This is a genomic window from Pseudomonas poae (assembly GCF_001439785.1).
GTDB lineage: Bacteria > Pseudomonadota > Gammaproteobacteria > Pseudomonadales > Pseudomonadaceae > Aquipseudomonas > Aquipseudomonas poae.
This window is the reverse complement of record NZ_JYLI01000009.1, coordinates 115,545-142,112: the sequence shown is the minus strand read 5'-3', so window position 1 is coordinate 142,112 and position 26,568 is coordinate 115,545. Positions and strand designations below refer to the sequence as shown.

The 26,568-nt window shown below is 55.2% G+C and carries 31 protein-coding genes and 3 pseudogenes; 25 read left to right on the top strand and 9 right to left on the bottom strand.

The genetic code is table 11. The features are described 5' to 3' along the window. Positions 1–330 carry a YXWGXW repeat-containing protein gene (locus tag TU75_RS12975; protein WP_049818518.1) on the bottom strand — a complete coding sequence of 110 codons (330 nt, stop codon included), beginning with the start codon at positions 328–330 and terminating at the stop codon, positions 1–3. Between the two features lie 124 nt (positions 331–454). Then, the gene (locus TU75_RS12970; RefSeq protein ID WP_060549159.1) at positions 455–1,354 is read right to left on the bottom strand and encodes a DMT family transporter; all 900 of its coding nucleotides are present in this window, start codon (positions 1,352–1,354) and stop codon (positions 455–457) included. Between the two features lie 98 nt (positions 1,355–1,452). Here TU75_RS12970 and TU75_RS12965 point away from each other — a divergent pair, with 98 nt between their 5' ends. Beyond that, positions 1,453–2,289 (top strand): LysR family transcriptional regulator, encoded by an 837-nt coding sequence (locus TU75_RS12965; RefSeq protein WP_060549158.1) that lies wholly within the window; start codon positions 1,453–1,455, stop codon positions 2,287–2,289. 78 nt (positions 2,290–2,367) lie between these two features. On the opposite strand, the gene mqo is transcribed toward TU75_RS12965, so the two are convergent. Beyond that, complete coding sequence (mqo, locus tag TU75_RS12960) at positions 2,368–4,014, bottom strand: malate dehydrogenase (quinone) (RefSeq protein WP_003235284.1); 1,647 nt, start codon at positions 4,012–4,014, stop codon at positions 2,368–2,370. Between the two features lie 427 nt (positions 4,015–4,441). On the opposite strand from mqo, the gene TU75_RS12955 reads away from it, so the two are divergent. After that, positions 4,442–5,629: an MFS transporter gene (locus TU75_RS12955; protein WP_003235282.1), complete on the top strand. Its 1,188-nt coding sequence runs from the start codon at positions 4,442–4,444 to the stop codon at positions 5,627–5,629. 79 nt (positions 5,630–5,708) lie between these two features. Here the strand turns inward: TU75_RS12955 and TU75_RS26540 are convergent, their stop codons facing one another. Further along, on the bottom strand, positions 5,709–5,927 hold the full coding sequence (locus TU75_RS26540) for a hypothetical protein (protein ID WP_015371540.1): 219 nt from the start codon (positions 5,925–5,927) through the stop codon (positions 5,709–5,711). Positions 5,928–6,054: 127 nt separating this feature from the next. Beyond that, positions 6,055–6,723: a class I SAM-dependent methyltransferase gene (locus tag TU75_RS12950; RefSeq protein ID WP_060549157.1), complete on the bottom strand. Its 669-nt coding sequence runs from the start codon at positions 6,721–6,723 to the stop codon at positions 6,055–6,057. Between the two features lie 245 nt (positions 6,724–6,968). On the opposite strand from TU75_RS12950, the pseudogene TU75_RS28055 reads away from it, so the two are divergent. Then, positions 6,969–7,180: pseudogene (locus TU75_RS28055) on the top strand (CopG family ribbon-helix-helix protein). A gap of 41 nt (positions 7,181–7,221) precedes the next feature. Here the strand turns inward: TU75_RS28055 and TU75_RS12940 are convergent. Continuing rightward, the gene (locus TU75_RS12940) at positions 7,222–8,091 is read right to left on the bottom strand and encodes a LysR family transcriptional regulator (RefSeq protein ID WP_060549156.1); all 870 of its coding nucleotides are present in this window, start codon (positions 8,089–8,091) and stop codon (positions 7,222–7,224) included. A 145-nt stretch (positions 8,092–8,236) separates the two neighbouring features. Between TU75_RS12940 and TU75_RS12935 the strand changes: the two genes are divergently transcribed. Both TU75_RS12935 and TU75_RS12930 read left to right on the top strand, forming a co-directional pair. Beyond that, on the top strand, positions 8,237–9,211 hold the full coding sequence (locus TU75_RS12935; RefSeq protein ID WP_060549155.1) for a hypothetical protein: 975 nt from the start codon (positions 8,237–8,239) through the stop codon (positions 9,209–9,211). A 45-nt stretch (positions 9,212–9,256) separates the two neighbouring features. After that, a complete protein-coding gene (locus tag TU75_RS12930) occupies positions 9,257–10,039 on the top strand; it encodes a sulfite exporter TauE/SafE family protein (RefSeq protein WP_060549154.1) in 783 nt (260 codons plus the stop codon). 53 nt (positions 10,040–10,092) lie between these two features. Here TU75_RS12930 and TU75_RS28555 read toward each other — a convergent pair. Then, a pseudogene (locus TU75_RS28555) lies at positions 10,093–10,330 on the bottom strand (site-specific integrase); the annotation flags it as partial. Between the two features lie 558 nt (positions 10,331–10,888). On the opposite strand from TU75_RS28555, the gene TU75_RS12915 reads away from it, so the two are divergent. The 6 genes from TU75_RS12915 to TU75_RS12885 all read left to right on the top strand — a co-directional run bounded on the left by TU75_RS12915 (position 10,889) and on the right by TU75_RS12885 (position 15,983). Then, complete coding sequence (locus tag TU75_RS12915; RefSeq protein ID WP_060549197.1) at positions 10,889–11,989, top strand: AAA family ATPase; 1,101 nt, start codon at positions 10,889–10,891, stop codon at positions 11,987–11,989. 2 nt (positions 11,990–11,991) lie between these two features. Next, positions 11,992–12,750 (top strand): DUF4435 domain-containing protein, encoded by a 759-nt coding sequence (locus tag TU75_RS12910; protein WP_060549152.1) that lies wholly within the window; start codon positions 11,992–11,994, stop codon positions 12,748–12,750. Between the two features lie 228 nt (positions 12,751–12,978). Then, positions 12,979–13,227, top strand: coding sequence for a hypothetical protein (locus TU75_RS12905; RefSeq protein ID WP_060549151.1), 249 nt, complete (start codon positions 12,979–12,981; stop codon positions 13,225–13,227). Positions 13,228–13,345: 118 nt separating this feature from the next. Further along, positions 13,346–13,822, top strand: a complete 477-nt coding sequence (locus TU75_RS12900) for a hypothetical protein (protein ID WP_060549150.1) — start codon at positions 13,346–13,348, stop codon at positions 13,820–13,822. 271 nt (positions 13,823–14,093) lie between these two features. Next, complete coding sequence (locus TU75_RS12895; RefSeq protein WP_060549149.1) at positions 14,094–14,384, top strand: hypothetical protein; 291 nt, start codon at positions 14,094–14,096, stop codon at positions 14,382–14,384. A gap of 888 nt (positions 14,385–15,272) precedes the next feature. Further along, positions 15,273–15,983, top strand: coding sequence for a hypothetical protein (locus TU75_RS12885; protein ID WP_141719190.1), 711 nt, complete (start codon positions 15,273–15,275; stop codon positions 15,981–15,983). A gap of 78 nt (positions 15,984–16,061) precedes the next feature. Here the strand turns inward: TU75_RS12885 and TU75_RS12880 are convergent, their stop codons facing one another. Together TU75_RS12880 and TU75_RS12875 are read right to left on the bottom strand one after the other, a co-directional pair. Then, entirely contained in the window at positions 16,062–17,093 is a 1,032-nt protein-coding gene (locus TU75_RS12880; protein ID WP_060549146.1) for a phage portal protein, read from the bottom strand. Then, positions 17,093–18,853 carry a terminase ATPase subunit family protein gene (locus tag TU75_RS12875; RefSeq protein ID WP_060549145.1) on the bottom strand — a complete coding sequence of 587 codons (1,761 nt, stop codon included), beginning with the start codon at positions 18,851–18,853 and terminating at the stop codon, positions 17,093–17,095. Before TU75_RS12875 ends, TU75_RS12880 begins: the two co-directional genes overlap by 1 nt. A gap of 153 nt (positions 18,854–19,006) precedes the next feature. On the opposite strand from TU75_RS12875, the gene TU75_RS12870 reads away from it, so the two are divergent. The 14 genes and pseudogenes from TU75_RS12870 (at position 19,007) to TU75_RS26535 (ending at position 26,521) form a co-directional block, all read left to right on the top strand. Further along, a complete protein-coding gene (locus tag TU75_RS12870) occupies positions 19,007–19,852 on the top strand; it encodes a GPO family capsid scaffolding protein (protein ID WP_060549144.1) in 846 nt (281 codons plus the stop codon). A gap of 44 nt (positions 19,853–19,896) precedes the next feature. After that, complete coding sequence (locus tag TU75_RS12865; RefSeq protein WP_060549143.1) at positions 19,897–21,021, top strand: phage major capsid protein, P2 family; 1,125 nt, start codon at positions 19,897–19,899, stop codon at positions 21,019–21,021. 10 nt (positions 21,022–21,031) lie between these two features. Continuing rightward, positions 21,032–21,742: a phage terminase small subunit gene (gene gpM, locus TU75_RS12860; RefSeq protein ID WP_060549142.1), complete on the top strand. Its 711-nt coding sequence runs from the start codon at positions 21,032–21,034 to the stop codon at positions 21,740–21,742. Between the two features lie 98 nt (positions 21,743–21,840). Continuing rightward, positions 21,841–22,302: a head completion/stabilization protein gene (locus tag TU75_RS12855; RefSeq protein WP_060549141.1), complete on the top strand. Its 462-nt coding sequence runs from the start codon at positions 21,841–21,843 to the stop codon at positions 22,300–22,302. Further along, the gene (locus TU75_RS12850; protein ID WP_060549140.1) at positions 22,302–22,514 is read left to right on the top strand and encodes a tail protein X; all 213 of its coding nucleotides are present in this window, start codon (positions 22,302–22,304) and stop codon (positions 22,512–22,514) included. The genes TU75_RS12855 and TU75_RS12850 overlap by 1 nt, the downstream gene beginning before the upstream one ends. A gap of 27 nt (positions 22,515–22,541) precedes the next feature. After that, positions 22,542–22,895 (top strand): putative holin, encoded by a 354-nt coding sequence (locus tag TU75_RS12845; RefSeq protein ID WP_060549139.1) that lies wholly within the window; start codon positions 22,542–22,544, stop codon positions 22,893–22,895. A gap of 1 nt (position 22,896) precedes the next feature. Further along, entirely contained in the window at positions 22,897–23,175 is a 279-nt protein-coding gene (locus TU75_RS12840) for a phage holin family protein (protein ID WP_014717567.1), read from the top strand. Continuing rightward, positions 23,172–24,017 carry an N-acetylmuramidase domain-containing protein gene (locus TU75_RS12835; protein WP_060549138.1) on the top strand — a complete coding sequence of 282 codons (846 nt, stop codon included), beginning with the start codon at positions 23,172–23,174 and terminating at the stop codon, positions 24,015–24,017. The genes TU75_RS12840 and TU75_RS12835 overlap by 4 nt, the downstream gene beginning before the upstream one ends. Then, entirely contained in the window at positions 24,014–24,217 is a 204-nt protein-coding gene (locus TU75_RS12830; protein ID WP_060549137.1) for a hypothetical protein, read from the top strand. Before TU75_RS12835 ends, TU75_RS12830 begins: the two co-directional genes overlap by 4 nt. Further along, positions 24,214–24,657, top strand: coding sequence for an Rz-like lysis system protein LysB (gene lysB / locus TU75_RS12825; protein WP_060549136.1), 444 nt, complete (start codon positions 24,214–24,216; stop codon positions 24,655–24,657). The genes TU75_RS12830 and lysB overlap by 4 nt, the downstream gene beginning before the upstream one ends. Continuing rightward, positions 24,572–24,757, top strand: a pseudogene (lysC, locus tag TU75_RS28050) (Rz1-like lysis system protein LysC); the annotation flags it as partial. The gene lysB and the pseudogene lysC, both read left to right, overlap by 86 nt. Next, positions 24,754–25,236 carry a phage tail protein gene (locus tag TU75_RS12820; RefSeq protein ID WP_060549135.1) on the top strand — a complete coding sequence of 161 codons (483 nt, stop codon included), beginning with the start codon at positions 24,754–24,756 and terminating at the stop codon, positions 25,234–25,236. The pseudogene lysC and the gene TU75_RS12820, both read left to right, overlap by 4 nt. Then, complete coding sequence (locus tag TU75_RS12815; RefSeq protein WP_060549134.1) at positions 25,226–25,690, top strand: phage virion morphogenesis protein; 465 nt, start codon at positions 25,226–25,228, stop codon at positions 25,688–25,690. The genes TU75_RS12820 and TU75_RS12815 overlap by 11 nt, the downstream gene beginning before the upstream one ends. 105 nt (positions 25,691–25,795) lie before the next feature. After that, on the top strand, positions 25,796–26,521 hold the full coding sequence (locus TU75_RS26535; protein WP_082630391.1) for a DUF4145 domain-containing protein: 726 nt from the start codon (positions 25,796–25,798) through the stop codon (positions 26,519–26,521). Positions 26,522–26,568: the final 47 nt, after the last annotated feature.

The window sequence follows — 26,568 nt, the reverse complement described above, 5'->3', positions numbered from 1 at the left end:
TCAGCGTACCCAGCCACCCACTTGCCAATGGAAACCATCGCTGTGCTGCACCCAATGGGGATGCACATAGCGATAACCCTCGCGAACCGGCTCCCAATGGCCGTGCACCGCGACATACCGCCCGCCCGCCCAACGCCAGTAACCGCGCGACCATACATAGCCATAACGTGGCGCCGGCTCGACCTCGATCACCTGCACCGGCGGCGGTTGTGGCGCGACCACTTCAACGTAGTCCCGCTGCATCGGAACACGCTCATGCACCACGCGCTCCTGCACACATCCAGACGCCGCGACGACCACTGCCGCCAATGCCGCATAACGTAACAACATACGAAACCCTCGGGCGCTTGCACCCTGCAATGGTAAAAATCCCCCTTTGCTGCAACCACGCTCCTGCATGGCCCTGGGTATTTTTTAACAGGATGTGTCTGTCAGCTTGCTGAACCCGCGCGCCTTACGAGGTGCATGCGACTGCCGGTCGTTTCACACGCACCAGCAGTAAACCCGCGACGACCACGGCCATACCCGCATAGGTCGCCCCATGGATCACGTCGCCGAACATCAATGCCGCCCACACCAGCGTCACCGGTGGTTCCAGATAGACCAGCGCCGCTACCCGGGTTGCGGTCATCACACGCAACAGCATCCACAAGCTCAGGTAAGCGACAAAGGTGGAGAACACGGTCAGCCAGACAATCGAAATCAGCACATTCGGGTCGCGGGGAATGCTCAGGGTGTCTGTGTAGAGCACCGCGCCAGTGAAACCGATCAAGGTCAGCAGCGATTGGATAAACAGCGGCAACACCAGGCCCGCGTCGTTTTTTTGCAGCGAGCGGCGCTCATAGAGTGTGGCCAGTGTCAGCCCCAGTGCCGCCGCCAATGGCAACAGATACATGACCAGGCCAACGCCTTGCCCACTCTGGCCGTACTGCCCGGCGATCACGATCGCCACGCCGACAAAACTGATCAACAGCCCAAGCCACTGCCAGCCGCCACTGCGCTCGACAGCGCTGCCAGTGGACAGCGCCGCCGTCATCAGCGGCTGCAGCGCGGCGATGATGGCCGCAATGCCGGGGGGCAAGCCATTCTGGATCGCCACGTAGAGGCAGCTCAGGTAAGCAAACTGGGAAAGGAAACCGATCACCGCGTAATGGCGAATCTGCGCCCAGGAAACGCTCATCAACCTGACATTCAGAAACAACCCCAGGCACACCGACACCAACAAGAAGCGCCAGAACAGCAGGTTGAACGCCCCGCCGCCCTGCGTGCCCAGCTTGGCGCCGATGTAGCCTGAGCTCCACGACAGGACAAACGCGCCTTGTAACAACAGCAGGCCCAAGGGTGAGCACTTCATATAGCCTCCAGCATCTGTGCATTGACGCCAAGGCTATGAGCAACCAATGATTGTGTATATTGAAATTAACCGCACAACTAATCCGTAAAAGACGAATTATGCCCAGACAATTGAACATCGAGCTGTTGCGCACCTTTCACGCTGTGGCCCGTTTTCGTCGCTTCAACGAGGCGGCCGAACATGTGCACCGCAGTGCCTCAACCGTGACCACACAGATTCAGAAGCTGGAGGACCAGGTGGGCCAACGCCTGTTCAGTCGCAATAATCAGGGCGTGGAACTGACGCTGTACGGCACAAAACTGCTGGGCGACACCACCGAGTTTCTCAAGAGCCATGACCGCCTGTTGATCTCGCTGATGCCACAGCGCATGCAGGGCAAGATCCGTCTTGGCGTGCCGGACACCTATGCCAGCGCATTCATCCAGGCATTCCTGCCGCGCTTGATCGCCGACAACCCTTTGCTCGAACTGGAGATCGAGGCTCGCACCAGCGGCGAACTGCTGAATCTGTTCATGGCCAATCAGCTGGACCTGGCGATCACCGTCAGCGCTCAGCCCCTGGCCCAGGGTGAACGCCTGGGCGAGGTTCAGCCATTGTGGGTTGCCGCTCAGCACTTCAATTGCCCGCCCAACGCGCCGCTGCCCGTGACCGTTCCCATCGCCGGCTGCCCTTATCGCGCGGCCGCCTTGCAGGCGCTGAAGGACCACGGAATTTACCATCGACTTCTGCTGGAAAGCCCCAATTCATCGGCGGTCGAGGCCTGTATACGCAGTGGCGTGGCCGTGGGCCTGATGGAGGCCAGTCGCATGGGCGATGGGCTGATGCAGATGACGGACCTGCCCGTCCTTGCACTGCAGCATCTTTACCTGCTGTGCGACACCAGCAATGCACTGGCCTTGCACGTGCATGAGCAGGTCAGGCATTTCAAGGTGTGAACGTCACCCACAAAAAAGCCCGCTGACCGTCACCGGTTCAGCGGGCTTTTTCTTCAGCGGTGCGTGTGGCTGAGCAGCTTAAAGCGCCAGGTCAGACGCTGGCTTGCTCGGCTCGGCCGCAGGCTTGGCAGCCTCGGTGGCCTTTGGCGCCGCCAGTTGCGGAATCGCTGGCGGTGGCGTCAGTTGCAGGACACCGGCGGTGTAGGCCCATTCCTTGGCAACCGCTTCAGGGCTGTCGTTCAGCTTGGTGCCGTAGCTCGGTACGATCTGGTGCAGTTTGGCCTGCCACTCAGGAGTGGCCACCTTGTCCTTGAACACTTTTTGCAGCACGGTCAGCATGATCGGAGCCGCGGTGGACGCGCCTGGCGATGCACCCAACAGGCCTGCGATGGTGTTGTCGGCGGAGCTGACCACTTCGGTGCCGAGTTTCAGGACGCCGCCCTGCTCTTCGTCACGCTTGATGATCTGCACGCGCTGACCGGCTTGCCACAGGCGCCAGTCGGACTGCTTGGCGTTCGGGAAGTATTCCTGCAGCGCCTTGAAGCGGTCGTCGTCCGACAGCATCAGTTGGCCGGCAAGGTACTCGACCAGCGGGTATTCACGAATACCGACTTTGGTCATTGGCCAGATGTTGTGGGTGGTGGTGCTGGTCAGCAGGTCCAGGTACGAGCCTTCCTTCAGGAACTTGGTGGAGAAGGTCGCGAATGGGCCAAACAGGATCACGCGCTTGCCGTCCAGCACGCGGGTGTCCAGGTGCGGAACCGACATCGGCGGTGCGCCAACCGAAGCTTTACCGTAGGCCTTGGCCATGTGCTGTTCAGCGATGGCCGGGTTATCGGTCACCAGGAACGAGCCGCCAACCGGGAAGCCTGCGTATTCCTTGGCTTCAGGTATGCCAGACTTCTGCAGCAGGTGCAGTGCACCGCCGCCCGCGCCGATGAACACGAACTTGGCGTCGGTTTCGGTCTTGGTGCCGTCTTTCAGGTTTTTGTAGCTCACACGCCACGAGCCGTCGGCGTTCTTGGTGATGTCCTGCACTTCGCTCGACAGTTTCAGGTCGAACTTCGGCGTGGTTTGCAGGTGGGCAACGAACTGGCGGGTGATCTCGCCAAAGTTCACGTCGGTGCCGATCGGAGTCCAGGTGGCCGCGATTTTCTGACTCGGGTCACGCCCTTGCATCATCAGCGGAACCCACTTGGCGATCTGCGCCGGGTCTTCGGAGTACTGCATGCCGGCAAACAGCGGGCTCGCCTTCAGGGCTTCGTAGCGTTTTTTCAGGAACTTGATGTTGTCATCGCCCCACACAAAGCTCATGTGCGGAGTGGAATTGATAAACGAGCGCGGGTTCTTCAGCACGCCCTGCTGGACCTGCCAGGACCAGAACTGACGGGAGATCTGGAACGCTTCGTTGATCTCGACCGCTTTCGGGATCTCAACGTTGCCGTTCTTGTCTTCCGGGGTGTAGTTCAGCTCGGCCAGGGCCGAGTGACCGGTGCCGGCGTTGTTCCAGCCGTTGGAGCTTTCTTCGGCCACGCCATCGAGGCGCTCGACCATCTCCATCGACCAGTCCGGCTGCAGCTCGTTGAGCCACACACCCAGGGTCGCACTCATGATGCCGCCGCCGATCAGCAGCACATCGACTTTCTTTGCCTCTTCCGCGTGAACGGACGTGATCCCCATCGACAAAGCCAGCCCCAGCAGGGCAGTGTTTACTTTCTTAAACATCAGTAGCACCTATGATAAAACGCCATCCGCCCTACCGCCCTGACTCTTCAGATCTTCAGACCGTAGGGTGGGCACACAAGGCCGACGTATCGACCTCACTTTTGTCCCTTCTGCGCTGACTTTTTATCATTATTGGCTTCAGCTATCTGGGCGACAGCCCACCGCCGGGACGTATACGGATGTACGACCAGGGTGAGACCTGTCCAGAACGGCGCGCAGAATATCACGCCAAACAGCGTTTATGGGTCGTTTGGCCAATTGACAGCATCAAATCGCGGCTTTTATTGCCCAGGTGTCAAGGCTGGCAGGCGCGACCTGAAGTCACAGGCCTGGAACTCTCGGACAAGCGGCTGTTCTAGACACCTTCACGGTCGCATGCGTAGCATCGGCGACTGTCTTTCGTGCACCCATTCAAGCAGAGCCATCCATGTCTATCCAGCAAACACCCGGGCACCTGCTGCCCGCGCGCAGTGCCGCCAAAATGGAAGCGGCCATGGCCGTGGGCGCTTTCGCAATCGGCACTGGCGAGTTCGCCATCATGGGCCTAATGCCCGACATCGCCCAAAACCTCAACCTGAGCGAGCCCCAGGTTGGCCACGCCATCAGCGCCTACGCTCTGGGCGTGATGGTAGGCGCCCCGCTGCTGGCGATCCTCGGCGCCAAACTGCTGCGTAAACACATGCTGCTGCTATTGATGGCGCTCTACGCCCTGGGCAACCTCGCCACCGCCTTCACCCCGAGCTTCAGTTCACTGGTGGCTTTCCGCTTCATCAGCGGCCTGCCCCATGGTGCTTATTTCGGCATCGCCGCCGTGGTCGCCTCGAGCATGGTGCCCTCGGATAAACGCGCCGGCGCCGTAGCCCGCGTAATGATGGGCCTGACCCTCGCCATGCTGCTGGGCAACCCGATTGCCACCTTTCTCGGCCAACACCTGGGCTGGCGCTCGGCCTTCGCCCTGGTCAGCGTGATCGCCCTATGCACCATCGCGCTGGTGTGGCAATTCGTCCCCCACCGCCATGACGAAGAACGCAGCGACCCGCGCAAGGAAATGCGTGCCTTCACCAAACCCCAGGTGTGGATGGCCCTGTCCATCGGCGCGATTGGCTTTGCCGGGATGTTCTGCGTATTCAGCTACCTGGCGCCGACCATGCTGGAAGTGACCAAAGTGTCGCCACAGTGGATTCCCTTTGGCCTCGCGGCGTTTGGTGTCGGCGGGATCATCGGCAACATCGCAGGCGGCAAACTGTTTGATCGTATGCAATTTCGCGCTGTGGGGCTGATATTGGTGTGGTCGATAGCCGTGCTGCTGTTCTTTCCGTTCGCGGCATCGTCGCTGTGGGGCGTGCTGCTGAGCATGGGGCTGGTCGGCACCATGGTGTCGCTGGCGGCGCCGTTGCAGATCCGCCTGATGGATATCGCCCACGAAGCCCCGAGCCTGGCGGCCGCGTCCAACCACGCGGCGTTCAACCTGGCGAACGCGCTGGGCCCGTGGTTTGGCGGGATGGCGATTACCGCCGGATTTGGTTGGACAAGCACCGGTTACATCGGCGCCGCGACAGCACTGCTTGGCCTGGGCCTTTACCTCATCGCCCGACGCATGAAAGGCGGGCACTAACCCGCCAACCTGCGCAGCTCGGGCTTGCTCCCGATAGCAATGGGTCAGTCACCACAAAACTGGCTGGCCCAGTGCCGCATCAATCATCATGCAACAACCCCGAACCATACTCTCCATAACTGCTACCCAGCCCGCTGCCGCCAAAACTCATTTTGGCGGCTTTACTCGGGCTATGGTCGCCAAACGCCTGGCATCCGCCCGAGAAGCATGGGTCGCTGCTGACGCTCCCGCCCGAGGAGCAGGCGCTCAATAGCAATGTGCCGCTGATCAGCAAAAGTTTGATGAGGTTTGAGGTCATTTCCTGGGTTCTCTGCAGGCTGAGGCGTTGGGCCTCTCTTGCAGAGAATCGTAAACCTCAACACTGCAGAGAATGATGAAATGTTGCTTGGGACAGGCTGTATCCAGAGCGCCGACTTGGAAAACGCCTACATCCGCTGTAACACGTAGCTGTTCTCAAAACCATGCACGCTCCCCAGCACGTTGAAGTCTTTGAAGAGCCCCGTAGCCCTGAGCAGATCGACCGCTGGCCCCACCTCAGGCGAGTGTTTAAAGTCGCGATAATCGTCCAGCACGATAAAACCGCCCGGCACCACGCTCGGCGAATACAGCAGGAAATCCAGCAACACGTTGCGCATGGTGTGGCCGCCATCGATATGCAACAGCGCAACTCTGGGCGCCAGATTGTAGAAACGCTCGGCACTGAGTTCCGAGAAGCCGCGAATCACCACCGCATCAGGCAGCATCAACGCCTGATAGTGACTGAACTCCTCAAACTGGTTCGGCAACTCAAACGGGTCAATACCGATGACACGCCGCTCGCCATTGCACACCTCGTTCATCAGCATCAACGACTTGCCCTTCCACACGCCGATTTCCACCACGTCACCCGGCAGCTCGGCCACCAAAAGCGACAGGTAGCCCAGCAGGCGTACGTGATCATGGAACGACAACTCACGACGCTCCATCGCCTGCCCGGGCGGCAAGCTGGCCTGGGCCTGCTCGAAATGCTGGCCGATCAATTCCCAGACCTGGGCGATGCTGCCAGTCAATTCCGGGTTGCTGGTGAATTCGTTGAGTTCCTGGATAGTTATCATTGTTTTCTGATCACTCCAAACGGCTAGAGGGGCATGCGCTGAAAAACACGCCTTTCAACAGTCTGGATCGTCTCCTGCAAGTTCACAAGGCCATCGGCCAGCGCGCCAGACCGTAACTCCGCCTTTGAATTCTCACAGCAGCCTCACAGGATCACTTCCAGATATATCTCTCACGACGACCTGTCGATTCGACCCAGCAATCCAGGGTGTAAGGCGGCCAAAAATTGTCCACCATCAAGGTTGCCATGACTGGGCTACTTCTAGACCTGACGAAAGATCTGTCCAACTCTCTTGCCGCACTGGCCAAACCAACGGCCAAACGGCGAGCTATCTGGCAATGGACGTTCTTCGTGAATACGTAGAGCAGGAAAAAATGCTGAGAGCCCAAATCAAGCGCGCAGTCAGAGAGGCCGATCAGGGCAATTTCGCCACCGATGACCAGGGCAGCGATAGCTGACCCTACATTTTCCGCACGGACTTCTCCCTGAAAAAAGCTCGTTATAGGTCTTTGAACTCTTCCTTTAATAGTTCTGAAAACTTATCCTTTGCACGATGAAACTCAATATGCTTATTCCATATAAAATAATTCCGCACGGGAACCAAATCACTAAACACATGCCCACAGATGCCTCCGATCAGTCTAAACTGTTCAAAGACGCCCTTGGGAACTAACGAAACTCCCGCCCCTGAACTCACGCAGCCAAGAATAGTGCCATAACTTGCTATACTGATTATAGAACTCGATACCTTATGAAGATCCAACCAATTCACCAACGACTTTCTGTAAGGGCATCCTTCAGGCCACATGAAAATGTCCAAGCCTCCAAGATCCTGCGGATCACGTATCACTGCCGCAGCTGGAGAGGCTATCAGTACTAATTCTTCCTTGTAAATTTCAGCACACTCAATATCTTCATGCTTAATTTCAACAGCAACAATCGCCCCGTCCAATTCATGACTGACCACACCCTTTAATAACTGCGACCACTCTCCAGTACTAAACTGCATGTGCACAGAGGGATAAAGACAGTGGTATTTTGACAGTAGTTTGGGCAACCTGCCTGTAGCGGACGACTCTATGGCACCGATCTTTAAGGTCCCCGATGGCGCAGCGGTAGGATCGAGAGCTCTTTTTGATTCTTGGCATAAAGACAAGATCTTGTTAGCGTAACTGAGAAACCTCTTCCCAGACGGACTGATAACCAGCCCACGCCCCTTCCTTACAAACAACGAAACACCTAACTCTTTTTCCAATATTTTAATTCTGTTCGTTATATTTGATGGAACACAATGCAACAGTTCAGCAGCGCGAACAATACTACCTTGATCGGCAACCGCTTTGAACATAGCCAGCTGTGAGAGCTCCATTCCATTACTCACTAAAAGTGAACGACAAACTCACTATAAGTCACTTGTCACAAGCGATCAAGTCGTTTACGTTTTGGACTCTAACTTCGCATAAAAGCTATAAATCGGAACCATTCCACCGACTCATCAAGAAGAGAGACACTTTATGAGCTCAGCATCGCCGAAATTTTTTTTCGAAACCTTTGAAAAAACATCAATGCAGGAGTTTGGTGAAACTTTTATTGAAGCGCTACCGAAGCATATACGAAGTTTAAAAATTCCCGGGCGAATTATATTTGAAAACCACCGCAGAGAGCCCGTATCAGCGCAACTTCTGAAAATACCCGAAACACAGAATGCTTTGCTCGAAGTCCTTCGCCATCCAATCACGCAAGAAGCTCAGTTTCACACAGAGGGTGCTTTCAGGATCTTCCTTAAAAAACAAACTGTAGATTCTGCTGTTCTTAAGTTCTTCAATGGCTGGAATGAAACCCATAAAACAACTAGCCTGGTCTCAGCTAAAATCATCATGCGCCTATCAGCGGATGCGATATCGGTACCGGCCGAACAACGAATTAGCTACCACAACGTCATGGCGCACATGCATGAAGTGGCTAAAGATGATTTTGGACTTGGCCACCCAGGGCATGATGGTATGTATAGTTATATGACCACAGCCTTTGGCGCGACGGATTGGGTTGGGGACCAATACACACTGAAAGAATGCACCGAGTTCTCCCAGTTCTTATACAATACCGGCGTAGCGCAGCATAAGTCAGCCTTGAACTCAGCCGACCATAAAAACTCAATCATGGATGCCATGATGGTTGCTATCGCATCAGAGCTATGGAATGGTCGTGAATACAACTTCATCGCTCAGTTCATAGAGGATAAATTGATTGCAATCGATCCCTCACTGAAGGCAAACGCTCAAAAATTACGTAGCGCCAAAGGTTATATAACAGCCCATTCCGGCGACGTTGAAAACAAGCATGGATTACATGCTTTAGCTGCCGCGCAATCATATGGTCGAACGGTAGATACAAGCTTCAAGCTGGGGCGACTGAAGGGAATTATGCTTAACTACAATGAGCGAGTAGGAAAAGCTTTTGCGGCGATGCACAGAGCCCTAAGCTCATAAAAGCAAGGCTCAACACTGTTTAGAGCATATGAAGGGATCCCCTGTATGAATTTTGACCACGCTCTCATCGTCTTGGGCTTTTTCGCCTTTTGCGGCGGATTGATAGACGCGGCGGTAGGCGGTGGTGGGCTTGTACAAATTCCAGCACTTTTACATGCCCTGCCTCAGCAATCACTTGCTACTGTTTTTGGCACTAACAAATTAGCTGTCTTGGCGGGAAACCTATCCTCAATATTTAGATACCTAAAAAGGATTAAAATAGTTTGGAGACTGATGCTACCCACCATGCTTTCAGCATTCTTATTTGCATTTCTTGGCGCCGCATCAGTATCCATCGTGCCAAAACAGATGATGGAATTTGTTGTTTTTTTTATCCTTATAGCAATGGCCATTTATACTTTTACGGAAAAAAACCTGGGTTTATTCAGTCACGCCATACACTGCGGAACAAAGCAGATTATATTAGGCATTTTTTTTGGCGGCCTCATTGGTTTTTATGATGGCGTTTTTGGACCGGGCAGCGGAAGCCTTCTGCTTTTTGTTTTTGTCAAATTTTTTGGTTTCGACTTTTTAAACGCATCAGCCTCTGCAAAGCTCGTTAATTTGGGAACATTTAGTGCGGCCCTTATCTTTTTTGTCCCATCTGGCAATGTCTTATGGACAGTAGGCGGCGTGGTAGCGGCTTGCAATATCGTAGGCTCACTCACTGGGGTTTTCTTAGCGCTGCGCTATGGAAGCGGCTTCATCAGGATATTTTTCCTGATTTTGCTCGTATTTTTAATAGGGAGAATGGGACTGACGATATCTAGTAACTACCTAATTAATTAACTAAGACGGAGTACTTGTTAATAGAAATTGAGTTTTGGCTTTGATCAGACGCGGCGGATCCTTTCGCACTCATCCAGGTACCGCTCAATCACCTTCTTGATCGTCCAACCGTCAAATTCGACCGTTCATAAGCCAGTTCCGTCCCCCGACGCTGATCCAGGCTTGGGCGACCTGCTTACGGTCGAAGGTTTGGCTTTCCTGATAAACTGTCTTGCCATCCCGATTGATCCGTATCTGCGCCGTGTAGGCTGTCGAGTTGTCCTCGCGCTTATGTGCTGTGATCGTGCCCATTTTCAGTTGCTACGTTGCCGAATTCGATCGCTACAACGTAGCAACCGATTTCAGAAAAAAGGGGAAACGGGTAAAAACCGCTGTATTAAAGATCAGTATCAATGAATTCCGAAAAAGTCTCAGCACCAGTAAAATCAAGCCTTTCACGGTCCGAGCCCTCCCGCCGCTTCTCCGTCGCCCCCATGATGGATTGGATCTACTAATAACGTAGGCCACGTATTCTGAGCGCTACAGAGCCGCCCTGAAGACTGCGTACCACTTTTGTACCAACATCACCGCAACCCATGGGGCCTTGCCACTCACAACGGGCGGCAATCGGCCATAGCAGCCTGGCTCCTCCCCGATCAGATCTGAAGGCAAAGGCACGTCGAACAGCTCAGCGGGGGCCCCCTCCCTGTAAGCTCGACCTGCAATTTCATTTTTAGCAATTGACGAGTTTCCGCAAGCCATTCATCCTCCAACCGCTAGGTGGTGGTGCCTTCAGGAAGTGGGTCAAATTTCACTGATATCGAAAAAAGCCAACTTAGTTAAATGCAAGACTATAAGGGAGTGCAGCGCTTGCAAATTAAATCTATATCGGTAGTTGGGTTGTTCGGAAAGCCAGGAGTTCGCAGCTATACGCTTAATCCGGACCTCAATATCCTTACAGGGCGTAACGGCTCGGGGAAGACCACAGCCATGAAATTGGCTTGGTTCGTGATGAGCGGAAATATTTTAAATGCTCTCCGCGAGATAAACTTCAAGTCTTTCACCATCGCCACGACTGAATACATTTGTACGGTAATTAGGCTAGGCGACGTGCAGTGCAAAGTTGAAATGGAGATTGATGGCGATCGTTACCTCATAGAAGATGAACAGGATGAAGACAATCCGTTTGCGGATGCGGCCGAAGAGAAAGCGAACGCGATCTTGGTTACAAGAGGTAGCTCTATTTTCTTTCCTACCTTCAGACGAATAGAGGGTGGATTTACGATGTCCTCCTCAGGCCCCGTGAGGACGAGGGCGTCTGCAAGAGGAGAATCTGAAATAGATGAAGCGTTGAGTTCTCTATCTAGAAAACTGAGCAATAACGAGCATCTGTTTGTTTCGGCGATCTCAACTCAAGATGTAATCACTTTGCTGCTTAAACGGTATGCTTCTTTCTCGGAAGAAGTAAACGCGTATCAAGAAAAAGTTTCGAGAAGCGTTATTCAAAAAATTCGACAGTACGAAAACACGCAAAGTGCTCAACAAGCTGCGGACGCATTACTCTCCGAAACACGCGCGGAAATCGAAAAGATTGAAGAATTTAGATCTAAGACAATGCAGCCACTAGATGCAATGAGAGCTCTCGTCGAGAAGCTCTTTAATCATTCTGGCATCTCTTTCGGTAAGCGACTAAATTTCGGTGATGCGGCGGCTGCAGTAAACAGCGATGTACTGTCCGCAGGCGAAAAACAGATGTTAAGCTTCATCTGTTATAACGCATTTTACAAAAATGCCGTCATATTTATTGATGAGCCGGAATTAAGTCTGCATGTTGATTGGCAGCGACAACTATATCAAATTCTTCAATCACAGGGGTCTAGCAACCAGTTCATCTTCGCAACGCATTCGCCCTTTATATACGCAAAATATCCTGACAAGGAAGTCGCTATTGGATGGGACAAGGGAGAATAACTATGAGCTCTGAAAAACCTAGGCCGACAGTCGAGGAACTTTTCGAGACTCTGAAAAGGACTTCGCTGCCCACTGTTCTTGTTGAAGGCAAGGACGACATAATATTCTACCGGTACGTGGAAGACAACCTCAAAGACTTGGGTGTGGACATGCTCCCTGCTGGTGATAAAGGCATAGTTCTAAGCCTTTATGAAAAAATACAAGCCAACCCCATATCAGCAACGGTCTTGTTCGTAGTTGATAAAGATCTTTGGGTTCATGCTCCTCCTGAAGAGGGGCGGTATGGAACTAAGCTTATCACCACCAATGGATATTCTATTGAAAATGATCTTTATTTGGACGGTGCGCTGGAGGGGATTCTAACTGTTGAAGAACGAGCCCGATTTGAATCAGGGCTAGATCGTTTTATTAGATGGTATGCGTTAGCTGTGTTCCGACATTTTGAGGGGGGCGTAGGAAGGTTTCGGACTCATCCTCAACAGGTGTTAGGTGAACCTGGTTTCTACGAAGCGGACTTGGAGTTGAAGGAAGGAGAAAAATATCCTGAAGATTTTTACGTTAGAACGCGTGCTGAATATGCCAAGCTCGTTCGGGGGAAATCTCTGTTTGCTTTATTGTTACGAGAGCTCTCTGCGAAAAAAAGACCTGTAAAGTTTAGTGGTAAACAGCTGATGGTATTTGGTGCTTCTAGGGCTGGACCTAATTTTCTACGCATTCAGTCAGCCATAAGAGATGAGTTGATCAAGCGCGTCTCAATTTAGGTTTTTATCGCACTGCTTTCATTTAGGTCAGAGTGAACCCGCCACTCAATGTGCCGGATCTCTTTGTTTCTACCGAAATGAGGATTGTTACTGTGTTACTGGTAAAAATTTTGACGACAATCACATGGTTATTACGATTAACTGCTCTCAGCAAACATCGCTTCAAGTCGATTGTTGCCAGTCTCGCGCAAAACCACCAGCGTTATCCGTGATGGATTGGAAAATGCTATGCTTCAAGCTTTAGGAACCAGGGCGATATTGATGGCGAGCGAATACTCACTAGCGGATGTGCTGGAAAGGATGTATGAGAACCAACTGGCGTTAGAGGCGGCGTTAATGGAGCTGGTGTTATGGACAGAAGAGCGTGGCGAATTGACGACTGGTGGAAACGTCCGTGGCGCCCTTCAAACGCTTGGTGAGAATGCAGGCCACATCAAACAAGGCTTAGCCAAGCTGAAGAAGCAGGATCGCCCATAAATTAATTTACGCCAATTCAGCCAGTTTGATAAGGCGTCTCCGGAGTCCATGATGCCGAGTTCCCCAACAGCCCCGCACCAAGCGGTGCCGGCCGCAGAATCAAAAATTGAGTCCTTCTATGAACAAGATGAGCCTTCCTCCTCTAGTCGGTGAAACCCGCGATGGCAAAATCACTTGGCAGCGCCTCGATAACTTGAACTACGAGTTAATTGGTTATTTTTTGTCCTGCCACCTCATCATTGAGCACTACCTTGATGAGTACCTGAAATCCCAATACCCCAAGCTGGACTGGGATTCCTCTAGGCAGTCGTTTGGGCAGAAAGTGTCGCTTCTTGCTACAGATGGTTATCCGGAGAAGTACAACTCCATTCCCGCTATCAAGCATATGAACAACCTTCGGAATAAGCTCAGTCACAATATCGACTTCAAAATAGGTAGTGTGGAGTTGCTTCCGCTCTCTCAATACCTGAAGAAAGCCTGCGGCCCGGAGTACGCGGAATCAACCCAGCCTAAAGAAATACTAGAGATCTTCACTTCACTGGTATGCGTTTGGTTTGCCTCTAGAATCAGCTTTAATGCCAATCACACGCAGTGAGCTAGGGGCTGAGTTCAATTTTTGTACGGCTAGCTTTCATTACTGGGTGGATGCCTCATCCATTGCCCCTTACGCGTCTTATAACACCGCCCGCTTCGGTCGATTGTGGCATTTGCTGACGGGTGAATAGAACGCGCCCTATGTTCAATGGCCCCCCACATCAAGGCCCGCTCCGACGGGCTTTTTTGCGCTTGGCGGAAACCAGACCCCAGGAGCCTGGTCTACCATTACCCTTGATAATGGCTGAGCATGATCGCTAAGGACGAGAGACGTGTCGCTCCCCATCACCGCACGGCAGATGAATGCGCTCAGGGCGCTGCAACGCAAGGACCGGGATCTGGGTGAGCTAGCCACTGCCATCGCGCTGGCCTTCGATGCGACGAGGGTCGAGAACCCGCAAATGGCGCGATTGATTCTGGAAAAGACCTGCCGTCGCATGATCGCCCGGCAACCCGGCAGTCATGAAGCAATGGTTCAGCACCTGGAGACCTTCGGGAAGTTGAATTGCCTGACACGGGCGCAGGTGAGCGACTTTATCGTTCGAGTCAGAAGGCACGCTTGATGTTGCGCCATGGTACTGATCGCCAATGCCTATCGCCCCGATTCCAACATCCCATGTAAACGTAAATATCTGACGCTGTGTGAGCGCGAGTGTGGGCGCGTGAACGCAAAGGTCGTGAGTACTGCGCAATCCCGCACACAGCTTCAAAAGCAGCCCGCCCTAGGCACCTCTCGCGTTTTCATGTTGACCCACGGGAAAGAGGTTAGGAGGGTTAGTTTTTTTCAGAGCGCCTTGAAAGCCTTGTTTGTTATGGCTTTTCGAATGGTTGGCAAGGTTAGCTTTTTGGTTAGGTCTGGTTATTTCCTAACCTTTATTAGCGTTAAATATTCAATATATTAATTCCTTTAAAAACAACAGCTTACGAATTAATAACCTTTGACCTAACCCAACCTAACCCATCAAAGTTAGGTCTCAAGCCCAACAAACACGGGCCTTCCAAGTCACAACACCCCCCTCAATAAAAAACTAACCTTTTTCCCGAGGCACCTACTGAATTCAGCTGTGTGCGCGTGCTTATGAGCGTTGCTAAAAACATCCACCTTCGCAGGATTCCGCAGGTTTTCTGCCCTCTCTAAAACGCCAAGCAAGCCCCCAGCCTACGCTGTCGAGAGTGGTACGCAGGTGCGCAGAAAAAACGACCCATTTAGCCCGCAGGCGAGGTGGGGGGACGACGGCGCGCGCCAGGGCAAGCAGGCCGGTTCGACGTGTAGCACGTCACTGGCACGATTCAACGCACCAAAATAGGGCTACCTGCTCTGATGTTCTTAGGGAGGGCTTTGCGGATGGGCATTCGGCGGTGACTTCAATGACAGCTTCGACGGGCGCTTCGGCTTGCACTTCGTCGTGTTTGCTTGCATTTACTTGTGTAAATAGCAGTCTTTTGTTAGCTTGATCGAACAGAAAAACCTTCATTTTTCGTTGGTAGCTATGCCTAAGCTAATCGTTCAACACACCGAGATTCGTAAAACGTTCGCACATCTGATGCGGTCGGTCGAAAACTCGCATCTATACGATTTGCTTACGAATGCTGAACGCACCACCGATATCAGCGCAGACGCTCAGTGTATTCTGGCGCCTGGCTATCGCCTGCTCCGGGTGGATCATCGTGTACGGCCGTCTAGCGATGAGTTCGAGATTGCCTTGATCAACGACGTGGTCAAGGCCGTGGTTTACTACAACCGCGTAGCCATTTCCAACATTGTCGATCTGAATTGCCGACCGGCAACACAGAATCTTGTCTGGCGCTCACCTGACGCTCAGCATGCGGCAGTTCTGAGAGACGTAGCTCAGAAGGTATTCTTCAATTACATCCTTGATCGATACGATGTGATTTTGTCAGACAATCAGCAAACGGGTGAAGGTAAGTTCTTCTGGCAGCGTCAGATGTCCAATGCTTTAGCTCTTGGTTTGCATGTTTACTACTATCAAATGCTCACAGCGGATCTTGAAGCTATCAAGACCCAAGAGGAATTAAACAACCTTGAGGACCGGCTTTGGGCTGAGGATGATGCGCAAGAGTACCATTTGGCGCTGATCTCAAAAGTAGCCTTGCCTGCCGAGCTGCTCGTCTCCGTTGAGTTAGAAGTAGAAGCTGACTGACACGACCATACAAACGCATCAAAGAAAAAAGCCGCTGAAAAGCGGCTTTTTGCTGTGCTGAGTTTGCGTCTGTGGATATCAAGCGGGGGCTTTCTCTCCCACCACAATCTCAAACTGTTTGAACCTCACCACCTCCTCACCGATCCAATCATTCAGCAGGGCCAGCCGCGTCTGGATAGGCTCCAGTTCCAGGGTAGCCCAGACCTCCCCCGCTTCCTTCGGCGAGCCGAAGCCCCCCGCATTTTTCGGCACGATGCCCATCAGTTGGGGATAAACCCGCAACGCAGCCAGCACATCGCCCTCAGTCTGATCCTTGATCGAGTTGAACTCGTCTTTAGCCGACACCTCGCTCACCGGGATCAGTTGGATGCCTTCCTTCTTCCCGTTCGGCGCGTACACGAACAAGTTGCGAAAATTGCCTGGGCCTTTGGAGTTTTTCAGCGCGACGCGTAAGTCCTCGATGTCGGACTCGTTTTGCGCCGCGTCCGTCATGTACAGGATGAAACCAGCGTGACTACCGTTCTCGTAATACTTGCGGCGAAATAACGTCGCTGACTGATTCAACAACGCCGACTGCAGCGCGCAGAGCCATTCCGGCAACCCGTAAATTTCTTGGTGTAGATCCAGCTCACGCAAATGAAAAATGCTGCCCTGGTCAAATTCGTGTTCATGCTTCCAGCCATGCACTTGAAAAAATCGCTCGTCCTTGCCTACCCGCATGTACTTCGCCAGCGAGGGCTTGAGAGCCACAGGCGTGCCCAGCAATGATCGCCGCGCCTCGATATAACCATTGCCGAGTGCCAAGTAGTCCTGTGCGTACTGGTCAAACGCCTGCCGGCTCAGCAGCTTGTGCGGTATGAACGTGCGGGTCAGTTGGTTGCGCTTGAACCGCAACCCCGAGTCGAGATGAACGCTGGCCTTAACCGACCGGGCCAGTCCATCCAGCGACAACGGCGGCTCATACCAACGCCCGTTAAACCAACACTCCAACGAGTCGAATATCTCCCTGGCCGATAACACCGACTCCGGCTCGCCGAACGTGAACGCCACCGACTTGTGCTCACTCACGGCCTGTTCCGTGGCAACAGCCACCTCATTGTTTGTACTCATCAAAAAAGCTCCATCCGCCCGGTATTGGCAGCGGTCTGCCCTTCGAGCGGTTCGTGGTGTAGTGCATGGAAAAGTGCCCAGGCCAGGTCGGCGTGGCCGGTTGATTCGCTACGTCCAGCGGTATAGGTAAACTGCCGGCCGCTGGCGGTGATGGTTTTACGGATCGCCATCAGTGATTGCGCGAAGTCCGTCCAGCCGGCGTCGAACTCCAGTCGACCTTTGTTGATCACGTCATAGGCTTTCATAACCAGGCGCGACTTCACCTCTGGCGAATAGCTGAACGTCGTCAGTCCGGGGAAGAACTGCCGCACCAGCTGCGCCACGCCCGAACCCATGCCTGTTACGTCGATGCCGATATAGGTCACCCAATAGCGCTGGGTCACCATGCGGATGGACTCAGCCTGCGCCGCGAAATCCATGCCCCGGAACTGGTGCCGCTCAATGACCCGGAACTTACCGCCCGGCACCATCGGCGGCGCTACGACCACCAGACCAGAGCTGTCGCCCGTTTCGGCCGGGTCATAGCCCAACCACACCTGGCGGTCTGCAAGCGGGCGCGGCGCCAATGGTTTGTAGTCCTCGGCCCAGTTAACCCAGCTGTCCACCATGCACGACTGCAACATCGACAGAGGAAAGATGCTCGCCCCGTCGTCCACAAACTGGCACATCAGCAGGTTCTGGAAGGCCTCGGCGTCATACTCCTGGCGCAGTTCTTCAAGGTCGAACAGATCACAGCCGCGCTGCTCAGCGTCCAGAATCGTGACGATCTGCCGCCACACCTTGTCCTCGCACAACCGCCCCTGGTGCAGGGCATCGTGGGAAACATCGACTGAAATACGGTTGGCAGCGGGTTTGCCCTTGTTGAATCGCTCACCCGTCCAGAACGTATATGCCTCGTGAGCCATGCTCGACGGCGTGCTGAAGTAGGTACGGCGGTATTGCTTTTGCATCGCCATACCCGAGGCGACTTTGTTCAGTTCCTTGAACTTGAACGTCCAGAAAAATTCGTCGAAGTAGAAATTGCCGTGGTAGCCCTGGGCGGTGCGAGCATTGGTGCCCAGGAAGTGCAGCTCGGCGCCATTCGCCAGCGTGATGGGATCGCCAGTCAGCTCAACGCCGACGACTTCCCTGGCAAAAGACTGAATATACGACTTGAAAATGTGAGCCTGATTCTTCGACGCCGACAGGAAAATCTGGTTACGGCCCGTGGTCAGGGCATCAATCAACGCCTCCCGAGCGAAGTAGAAAGTCGCCCCGATCTGCCGGCTTTTCAGGATTGCCCTGGTGCGCTGATTACCCGCCTTGTACCAATCCAACTGATAGCCGAAGCACCCATCGACAAACGCCTGAGTGAGCAGCTCGATATGCTCCTCGCTGAACTCATTGCGGCTCGGCTTTTTCTTCGGCCCGCTGTTGCGGTCATTCAGTTTCGGGTTTAGCTCCGACTCGGTACCGCCGCCTTGGAACCGCTCAATACGGGCCTGGCGCTCCAACTGCCGGTGGAGCAGGTCAATTTCTTTGAAGTCGCCGCTGGTCTTGCCGTCCTTCAGGATCAACTGCACCAACCGCGCTTCCAACGCTCCGCCGATACGCTCGACGTTATCTGCCCTATCCCAATCGTCACGGGCCTTCCAGCTGTGGACGGTCTTCTCTTTTTCATCCAGATAGTCGGCAATTTCAGTGATGCGCCAACCGGTCCAGTACAAAAACTTTGCCTGGCGACGGTTATCACGGACGGGAATTTCAGCGAGAGCATTCATGGCGCAGATGCTGCCTCCCGCGCGCGTGGTACACCCGCTCCGCTCCCTGTAGGGGCTCGCTCTACAAGTGCGGCTCGTTGCCCGCGAGGCCGCAGCTACCGACCATGCCCACATCGCAACGGCAGTTCGCCGCCATCGCACTGAGGACTCCCCATGGCTAGCAGCACCAAACAGAAATTCCGCTCCAAGTGGACTCGCATTGCCGTTGAAGGCGCGACCACCGATGGCCGCATTATCGAAAAGAGCTGGATTGCCGATATGGCCTCCCAGTACAGCACCAATACCTATGGCGCTCGCATCAACTGCGAGCACATCAAGGGCTACTGGCCCGGCGGCGAGTTCGGCGCGTATGGCGACGTCGTGGCGCTCAAGGCGGAAGAGGTCGAAATCGCCGGCATCAAGAAACTGGCTCTATTCGCCCAACTTGAACCCAACGACGCATTACTGGCCCTGAACAAGAAAGGCCAGAAGGTTTACACCTCGGTCGAGATCCAGCCGAAGTTTGCCGACAGCGGCAAGGCCTACCTGGTCGGCCTCGCCATCACCGACACCCCGGCCAGCCTGGGCACGGAAGCTCTGAGTTTCAGTGCCATCCACGGCACCTTGGCCGGTCGCAAACAGGACAAAGACAACCTGTTCAGCGCCGCTGAAGAAGCCGAACTTGAATTCGAAGAAGTCACCGACCAGCCCAGTGCTTTTGCAGCGATCAAGGCCAAGCTCGGTGAGTTCATCAAACTGAGCAAGGACAAGGAAGGCAAGGACGCCAACACTTTCTCCGATATCGGTGAAGCGTTGGAAAGCCTGGTAACCCTCGCCACCCAGCAGGCTGAGCAAGCCGAAGCCTCAAGTACAGCGCTGGCGGACCTTAAAAAGCAGTTCACCGGACTGGATACCGAGCTGAAAACGCTCAAAACCAAGCTCGGCCAAACCGCTGACCTCAGCCAACAACAGCGACCACTCAGCACTGGCGGCGACGGCACCGTACTGACTGCTTACTGATCCACGGCCAACACCGACAAGCCTATTCACCGGAGAACACCCCCATGCGTAAAGAAACACGCTTCGCCTTCGCCGCCCTGGCCGTGCAGATCGCCCTGCTCAATGGCGTAGCCAGTGCCCACGAAAAATTCAGCGTTGACCCGAGCATCCAGCAAAAACTGGAAGTTGCGGTGCAGGAGTCTGATGGTTTCCTGAAACAGATCAACATCATTGGCGTCGACGAGCAGTCAGGCGAGGCCCTGCTGCTGGGGGTCAATGGTCCGGTTGCAAGCCGCACTGATACTTCCGGTGGCACCCGCCGCAGCCCGCTGAGCCGTAGCACGCTGAGCAAAGACAGCTACGTCTGCAAGCAGACGAACTTCGACAGCGCGTTTCCCTATGCCCTGCTGGATGCCTGGGCTAAGTTCCCTGACTTCCAAGTCAAGCTGAGCAACGCGATCATCCTGCGCCAGGCCCTGGACCGCATCATGATCGGTTTCAACGGCACCAGCGCCGCTGCGACCACCAACCGTGCGGCCAACCCTCTGTTGCAAGACGTCAACATCGGTTGGCTGGAAAAGATCCGCGTGAGCGCAGGTGACCGCGTGCTTGACGCTGCCACCATCGGCCCACGCAAAGTCATCAAGGTTGCGGGCGTCGACACTGTATTCGAGGGTGATTACGCCAACCTCGACGGTCTGGTGTTCGACGCCATCCAGATGCTCGACCCATGGCACCGCAACCGCCCGGACCTGCGCGTTATGGTTTCCCGCAACCTAATGCACAGCAAATTGCTCGCAGCCGTGGAAAAGGGGGCGGACTCCAACCAGGAAGAGAACGCGGCTCAAGAGATCGTCAGCCGAGCCCGCTTGGGTGGCCTGCCAGTGGTCGACGCTCCGTTCTTCCCGGACAACACCGTGCTGATCACCACCCTCAGCAACCTGTCGATTTACTACCAAAACGGTGCCCGTCGCCGTCACCTGAAAGACGAACCCGAGCTGGATCGCATCGCCGACTACCAGTCGTCGAACGAAGCCTACGTCATCGAAGACTTCGGCCTGGTCGCCCTTGTGGAGGGCATCACAGCCGTCAGCTACCCAGTACCGACAGAGGCTCCAGAGCCAGTTGGGTCTCCAGAACAGACTGAGGCTCCAGAGCCAGCTGGGTCTCCAGAACAGACTGAGGCTTAAGAGGCGCGCCATGCACCAGACACCAGCCCAACGCAACCAGCTGCGCAAACGCGCAGCCATTGAGGCCGCTGCAACTGCGCCGGCCACTTCAATGGAAGGCGCCACTGCGTACGAGCATCAACTTGCCCAACTGGCCCAACACCGCGCACGTCTCAAGCAGGTGCAGTCCAACCAGGGCAAAGCCGAACTCAAGGCGTTGCTGATCCCCGAGTACGAGCCCTATGTGCAAGGCGTGCTGGACGCCGGCAACGGTGCCCAAGATGAAGTACTCACCACCATCATGCTCTGGTGCATAGATGCCGGCGGGTATCCCGGTGCACTGCAAATCGCCGAATACGTCATCAAGCACGGTTTGAAAATGCCGGACCGCTTCGAACGCACAACGGGCACCTTGATCGCCGAGGAAATCGCCGAGGCCGCGCTCAAAGCGCAGAAAGCTGGCGAAGGCTTCCCGTTGTGGATTCTAGAACAAGCCGCCCGTATCACCGCCGAACAAGACATGCCCGACCAAGCCCGCGCCAAGCTGCACCTGGCAATCGGTAAGGAAAACGCTGCAAAGGTTCCAAACGAAAACCTCACGCAAACAGACGTTGGTTTTCTGGTACTGGCAAAGGCTCATCTGAGCAAAGCCATCGACCTGCACAGCAACTGCGGCGGCAAAAAGGATTTGGAGCGCGTCGAGCGTCTCCTCAAAAAATACGCTGCTCCAGCAGCTAACTGAGCGTCCCCACGCACCCCGCCGGCTCGGGGCGGATTGGCCAGGCCGCTCCTCCTGAACGTGAAGCCCCGACCACCGGCGATCTATTTTCGAGTGCAGTCATGAGCGCATTTGTAGCCAGCGGCCCAGTTATCGGTGGGCATATCAACACCGACCCGTTCTGGCCGTCGATTGACCTGGACAACCTGCGCGCCACCCTGCGCATCGACGCCAGCGTCACCCCGGCCCGCTTGGAAACCGCCGTGATCTCTGCCGCCATCGACCTCAATCGCGAGTTAAGTGACTGGCGAGCGACTCAGCAAGCCGCTGGCTACGCGACGCTGGCCGACGTCCCTGGTGATCGCATCAAAGGTGTGTCGGTACAGGCTCATCTCTACCGTCGCGCCATCGAAGCCGCTACCGGTGCCGAGGTGTGCGAGCGTTACCGCGACTACAGCGCCACCAACTCCGGCAATGCCAAGACCGAAGAGACTGCACCCACCATCGACGACTACCGCCGCGACCTGCGCTGGGCAGTCCGTGATTTTCTCGGAAAAAACCGCACCACCGTGGAGCTGATCTGATGCCCGCCACCATCCGCGCCAATCAAAACGAAACCGTCGACGCGCTGTGTTGGCGGTATTACGGCCGAACCGCGGGCGTCACCGAAGCGGTGCTACAGGCGAATCCCGGCTTGGCTGATCACGGCCCCATCTTGCCGCACGGCCTCCCCGTCAACATGCCCGAAGCCCAAACCAGCGCGCCCCAGCGGCAGATGGTGAACCTATGGGACTGACTCCCTGCAACCAAGGAAACCCACACCATGGCTGATCCGACTTCCAGCGCCGTGACCGGCCTGCTTATGGGCCTGGGCCTGGCAACCGTGACGCCGATTATCGACGGCGAGGCGCTGTTTGGCGCAATCCTCGGCGCATGGCTGGTGACCAGCACCAAGCATGACCTCAAGGTCTGGCAGCGGCTGGGCTCGCTGTTTCTGTCGGCCGGCGTGGGCTATCTGTTCGCGCCGATGGCCCTGCAAGCCCTCCCGTTCATCACCAGCGGCGGCGGTGCATTTGTCTGCGCCTTGGTGGTCATCCCGATCAGCATCAAGCTGATGGTGTGGGTGGAAAAAGCGGACATCTGGGACATCTGGCGTCGTATCCGAGGGGGCAGCTGACATGCCAAACATCGAACTGGCCGTGCAACTGATCACGGCAATCGCCTACTTGCTGAGCGCCTTCCGGTTGGCCTGCTACACCCGAGGCGCATCCCGGTACCGGCGCAGCATCTCACTACTCGCCAGCCTGTTCGGCTCCGCGCTGTGCATCTGCGGTCTGGAAATTCTGCTGTACCGCCAGCCCACCAGCCTCTGGCAAGCCGTCTCCATCGTATTGCTCTGCACCCTGATTTTCCGTTCACGCGGCAACGTCGCCGCCCTGCTGAGGCCCAGCGCATGACCACCACCCTTCGCCATGGCGACCGCTCGCAGGCGGTGCTTATCCTGCAAAAGAACCTCAACAGAAACGGCGCCAAACTGGTGCCCGACGGCCACTATGGTGACGCTACAGAGACGGCCGTCCGTGCGTACCAGGTGAAAGTTGGTCTGGTAGCCGATGGCGTCGCCGGCACCAAGACCCAGGCCAGCCTGGCCGGCGGTGACTGCGCCCAGTTGCTTCGCAACAGCGACCTCGTCGTCGCAGCCGAACGCCTGGACGTGCCGCTGGCAAGCATCTACGCGGTCAACGAGGTCGAGTCCAAGGGCAAAGGCTTCCTCGACAATGGCAAGCCGGTCATCCTGTTCGAACGGCACGTTATGTACCGCCAGCTTGCCAAGGTTCGACACACGGGCGATGACCCCGCAGAGATCAAGCGCCATGCCGACGAACTCGCCGCGACCAACCCCGCCCTGGTCAACCCGAAGGCCGGTGGTTATATCGGCGGTACCGCCGAGCACCAACGCCTGGCCATGGCCCGCCTGATCGACGACACAGCCGCACTTGAATCCGCATCCTGGGGCGCTTTCCAGATCATGGGATGTCACTGGGAGCGCCTTGGCTACGCGAGCGTGCACGACTTCGTGGCAGCAATGAGTGCCGGCGAATCGCAGCAGTTCGACGCTTTCACGCGCTTCATTGAAACCGACCCGGTGCTGCACAAGGCGCTGAAAGCCCGCAAATGGGCCGAGTTTGCCCGGATCTACAACGGGCCGGATTACCTGCGGAATCTTTACGACACCAAGCTGCAGCGCGCCTATGAACGGCACGCTGGCTGTGAGTGCGGACAAGGGGTGGCGGCATGATTGACTTCGAAGCAGTGAAGAAACTCCGCGTGCGGGACGGGGATCTGCTGGTGGTCCCGGAATCGACCGAACAAGACGACATGCTTCGGCTGGCCGAATGCATCCAGCTGATGAACAACGCCAGGGCCGTGATCGTACGCGGCCCGATCAAGCAGCTCGATGCCGCAGCTATGAACAAACTCGGCTGGTACCGCGCGTGAGCACCCTGCGCCAGGCCCTGTACGGCATTGCCCTGCTCGGTGCCCTGGCGCTGCTGATCTGGGGCCAGCAACAGCGCATTAACACCGCCCAAAGCCAAGCAGACCTGGCAAAGAGTGCAGCCAAGACGGCCCGCGACGACGCCGACCGCAATCTGGCGACCGCCACCACGCTAACCGCCACCCTGAAGCAAGAGCGCGAAAGCCAGTCCGCTCTGCGCGCCCAGCAGGACCAACTGCGCCAGGCCCTGGCAAAGCGCGCACGAACCATAGAGGAACTGAAACTTGAAAACGCCGAACTACGCAACTGGGCTATTCAGCCTCTGCCTGACGCTGCTCGCCGGCTGCGCGAGCGCCCCGCCCTCACCGGCGCCGCAGCTTACCGTGACTGGCTGTCCGGCCGTGGTGCCGTGCCAGCTGCCGGCGACAAGCCCAGCCAATAACGGCGACCTACTCACCGACGAAGACCGCGCCGAAGCCGCCTGGGCCGCTTGCGCCGCCCAGGTCGACATGGTTTACAAACACCAGCGGGCCAACCCATGAACAAACCTGAGAGCCTCCGCGCTCACCTGCTGGCCACCGTTGCCGAGCTGCAGCACAACCCCGACCTGTTGCTGATCTTCATCGACAACGGCAAGGTCCGCTGCACCGCTGCGGCAACCCTTTCTTTTGAGTACAGCTACGATCTGCAGATCATCTTTACCGCCTTCGCGGGGCACCCTGACAGCGTGATGCTGCCCGTGCTGGGGTGGATCAGCATCAACCAACCGGAGCTGCTCGAAAACTACGAAAAAATGCAAACCGGTATTCAGTTCGAAGCCGACATTCTTGATAAAGACAAGGTAGATCTCGGCCTCACATTGCGCCTGACAGAGCGGGTGGTGGTAGGCACCGATGCTCAAGGCAACACGACCGTGAAGCATGCCGGCGAGCCGCAGCGAGTGGCGGGTTACCTCGATCCGAATTGGGTGCCAGGTTCCCAAGGCAACGCCAGCGAATGGATAGTTCCAGATGACAAATAAGCTTGAAGCGCTGGAGACCTGGGCGTCTGGGCTGCTGGACCAACTGCAGCCAGCAGCCCGCAATCAACTTGCCCGCTCCATCGGCCAGGAACTGCGGCGCAGCCAGCAAAAGCGGGTACTGACACAGCACAACCCGGATGGCAGCAAGTTCGCACCACGGAAAAAGCGGGACTTGCGCGGCAAGCAAGGCCGCATCCGGCGCAAGGTTGAGATGTTCAAAAAGCTGCGTACCGCGACGTACATGAAAGCCCGAGGCGATAGCAATGCCGTGACAGTTGGTTTCACTGGGCGGATCTCCCACATCGCCAGGGTTCACCAGTTCGGATTGAAAGACCGCGCGGAGCGTGGCGCGCCCGAAGTTCGCTACGAACAACGTGAATTATTGGGTTTTACAGCCACGGACTTGGATCAAATTCGAGACGCTGTGCTTGAGCACTTCATCCATTCAACGTAGCTGGTATAGCTCGGTACCATTTACATTGAGGTTGAGGAGCGAGTAAAAGGTTAGGCAAAATTTTGCTGATTAAAAGCTAGCCTTCTACTAGGAGAAATAACGGGCATGGATAAAACGTTCAAAGCTCACTGCCCGCGGTGTAAGGGAGATAGGGTCTGTGTCGTTCACGGCCAACTGGATCGACCTTGGGACTGGTCAGACGGAATGCATGAGCAATGGGGACATACTGTTTACCGGTTGGCTGAGTGCCGCGGTTGCGAAGAAGTCTTCTTCCACCAGTCAAGCTGGCACTCTGAGGATTTTGACTATGTCTATGACAAAGAATCAAAGCAAGACGTTATGTGCTACCCGACTACAAACATAACCTTCCCTGCACCAGAAAAAGAAACTGAGAAGCCCGACTGGGTTTGGAACATCGCAACAATCGACCCTCAGCTATTTTCTATTCTTAATGAAATGTATCAGGCGTATGAACATTCTTCATTTATCCTCGCTTCAGTTGGTCTAAGAACAGCATTTGATCGCAGTACAGAAATCCTAAAAATTGACCCCTCACTTTCTTTGGAGGCAAAGGTCAAACATCTTTTCAATGAAGGTTTTATCGGTGAAACAGAGTCCAAAAATTTGGAGGTAGTTACTGATGCAGGAAGTGCAGCAGCTCATCGCGCTTGGTCTCCAAACCGAGATGAGTTCAAGACATTACTGACAACTCTGGAACAGTTCATTCACCGAACAGTGATCAGTGGTAAGGCTACACAATCTATAGCGGACAAAATTCCTCCGCGGCCGGCTCGATCACCGAAAATAAAACCACCGACTCAGAACACCTGATTTGAGCTTGTAACTCCCTCCGATACAACTCTCCAGAGCTGCAGTCG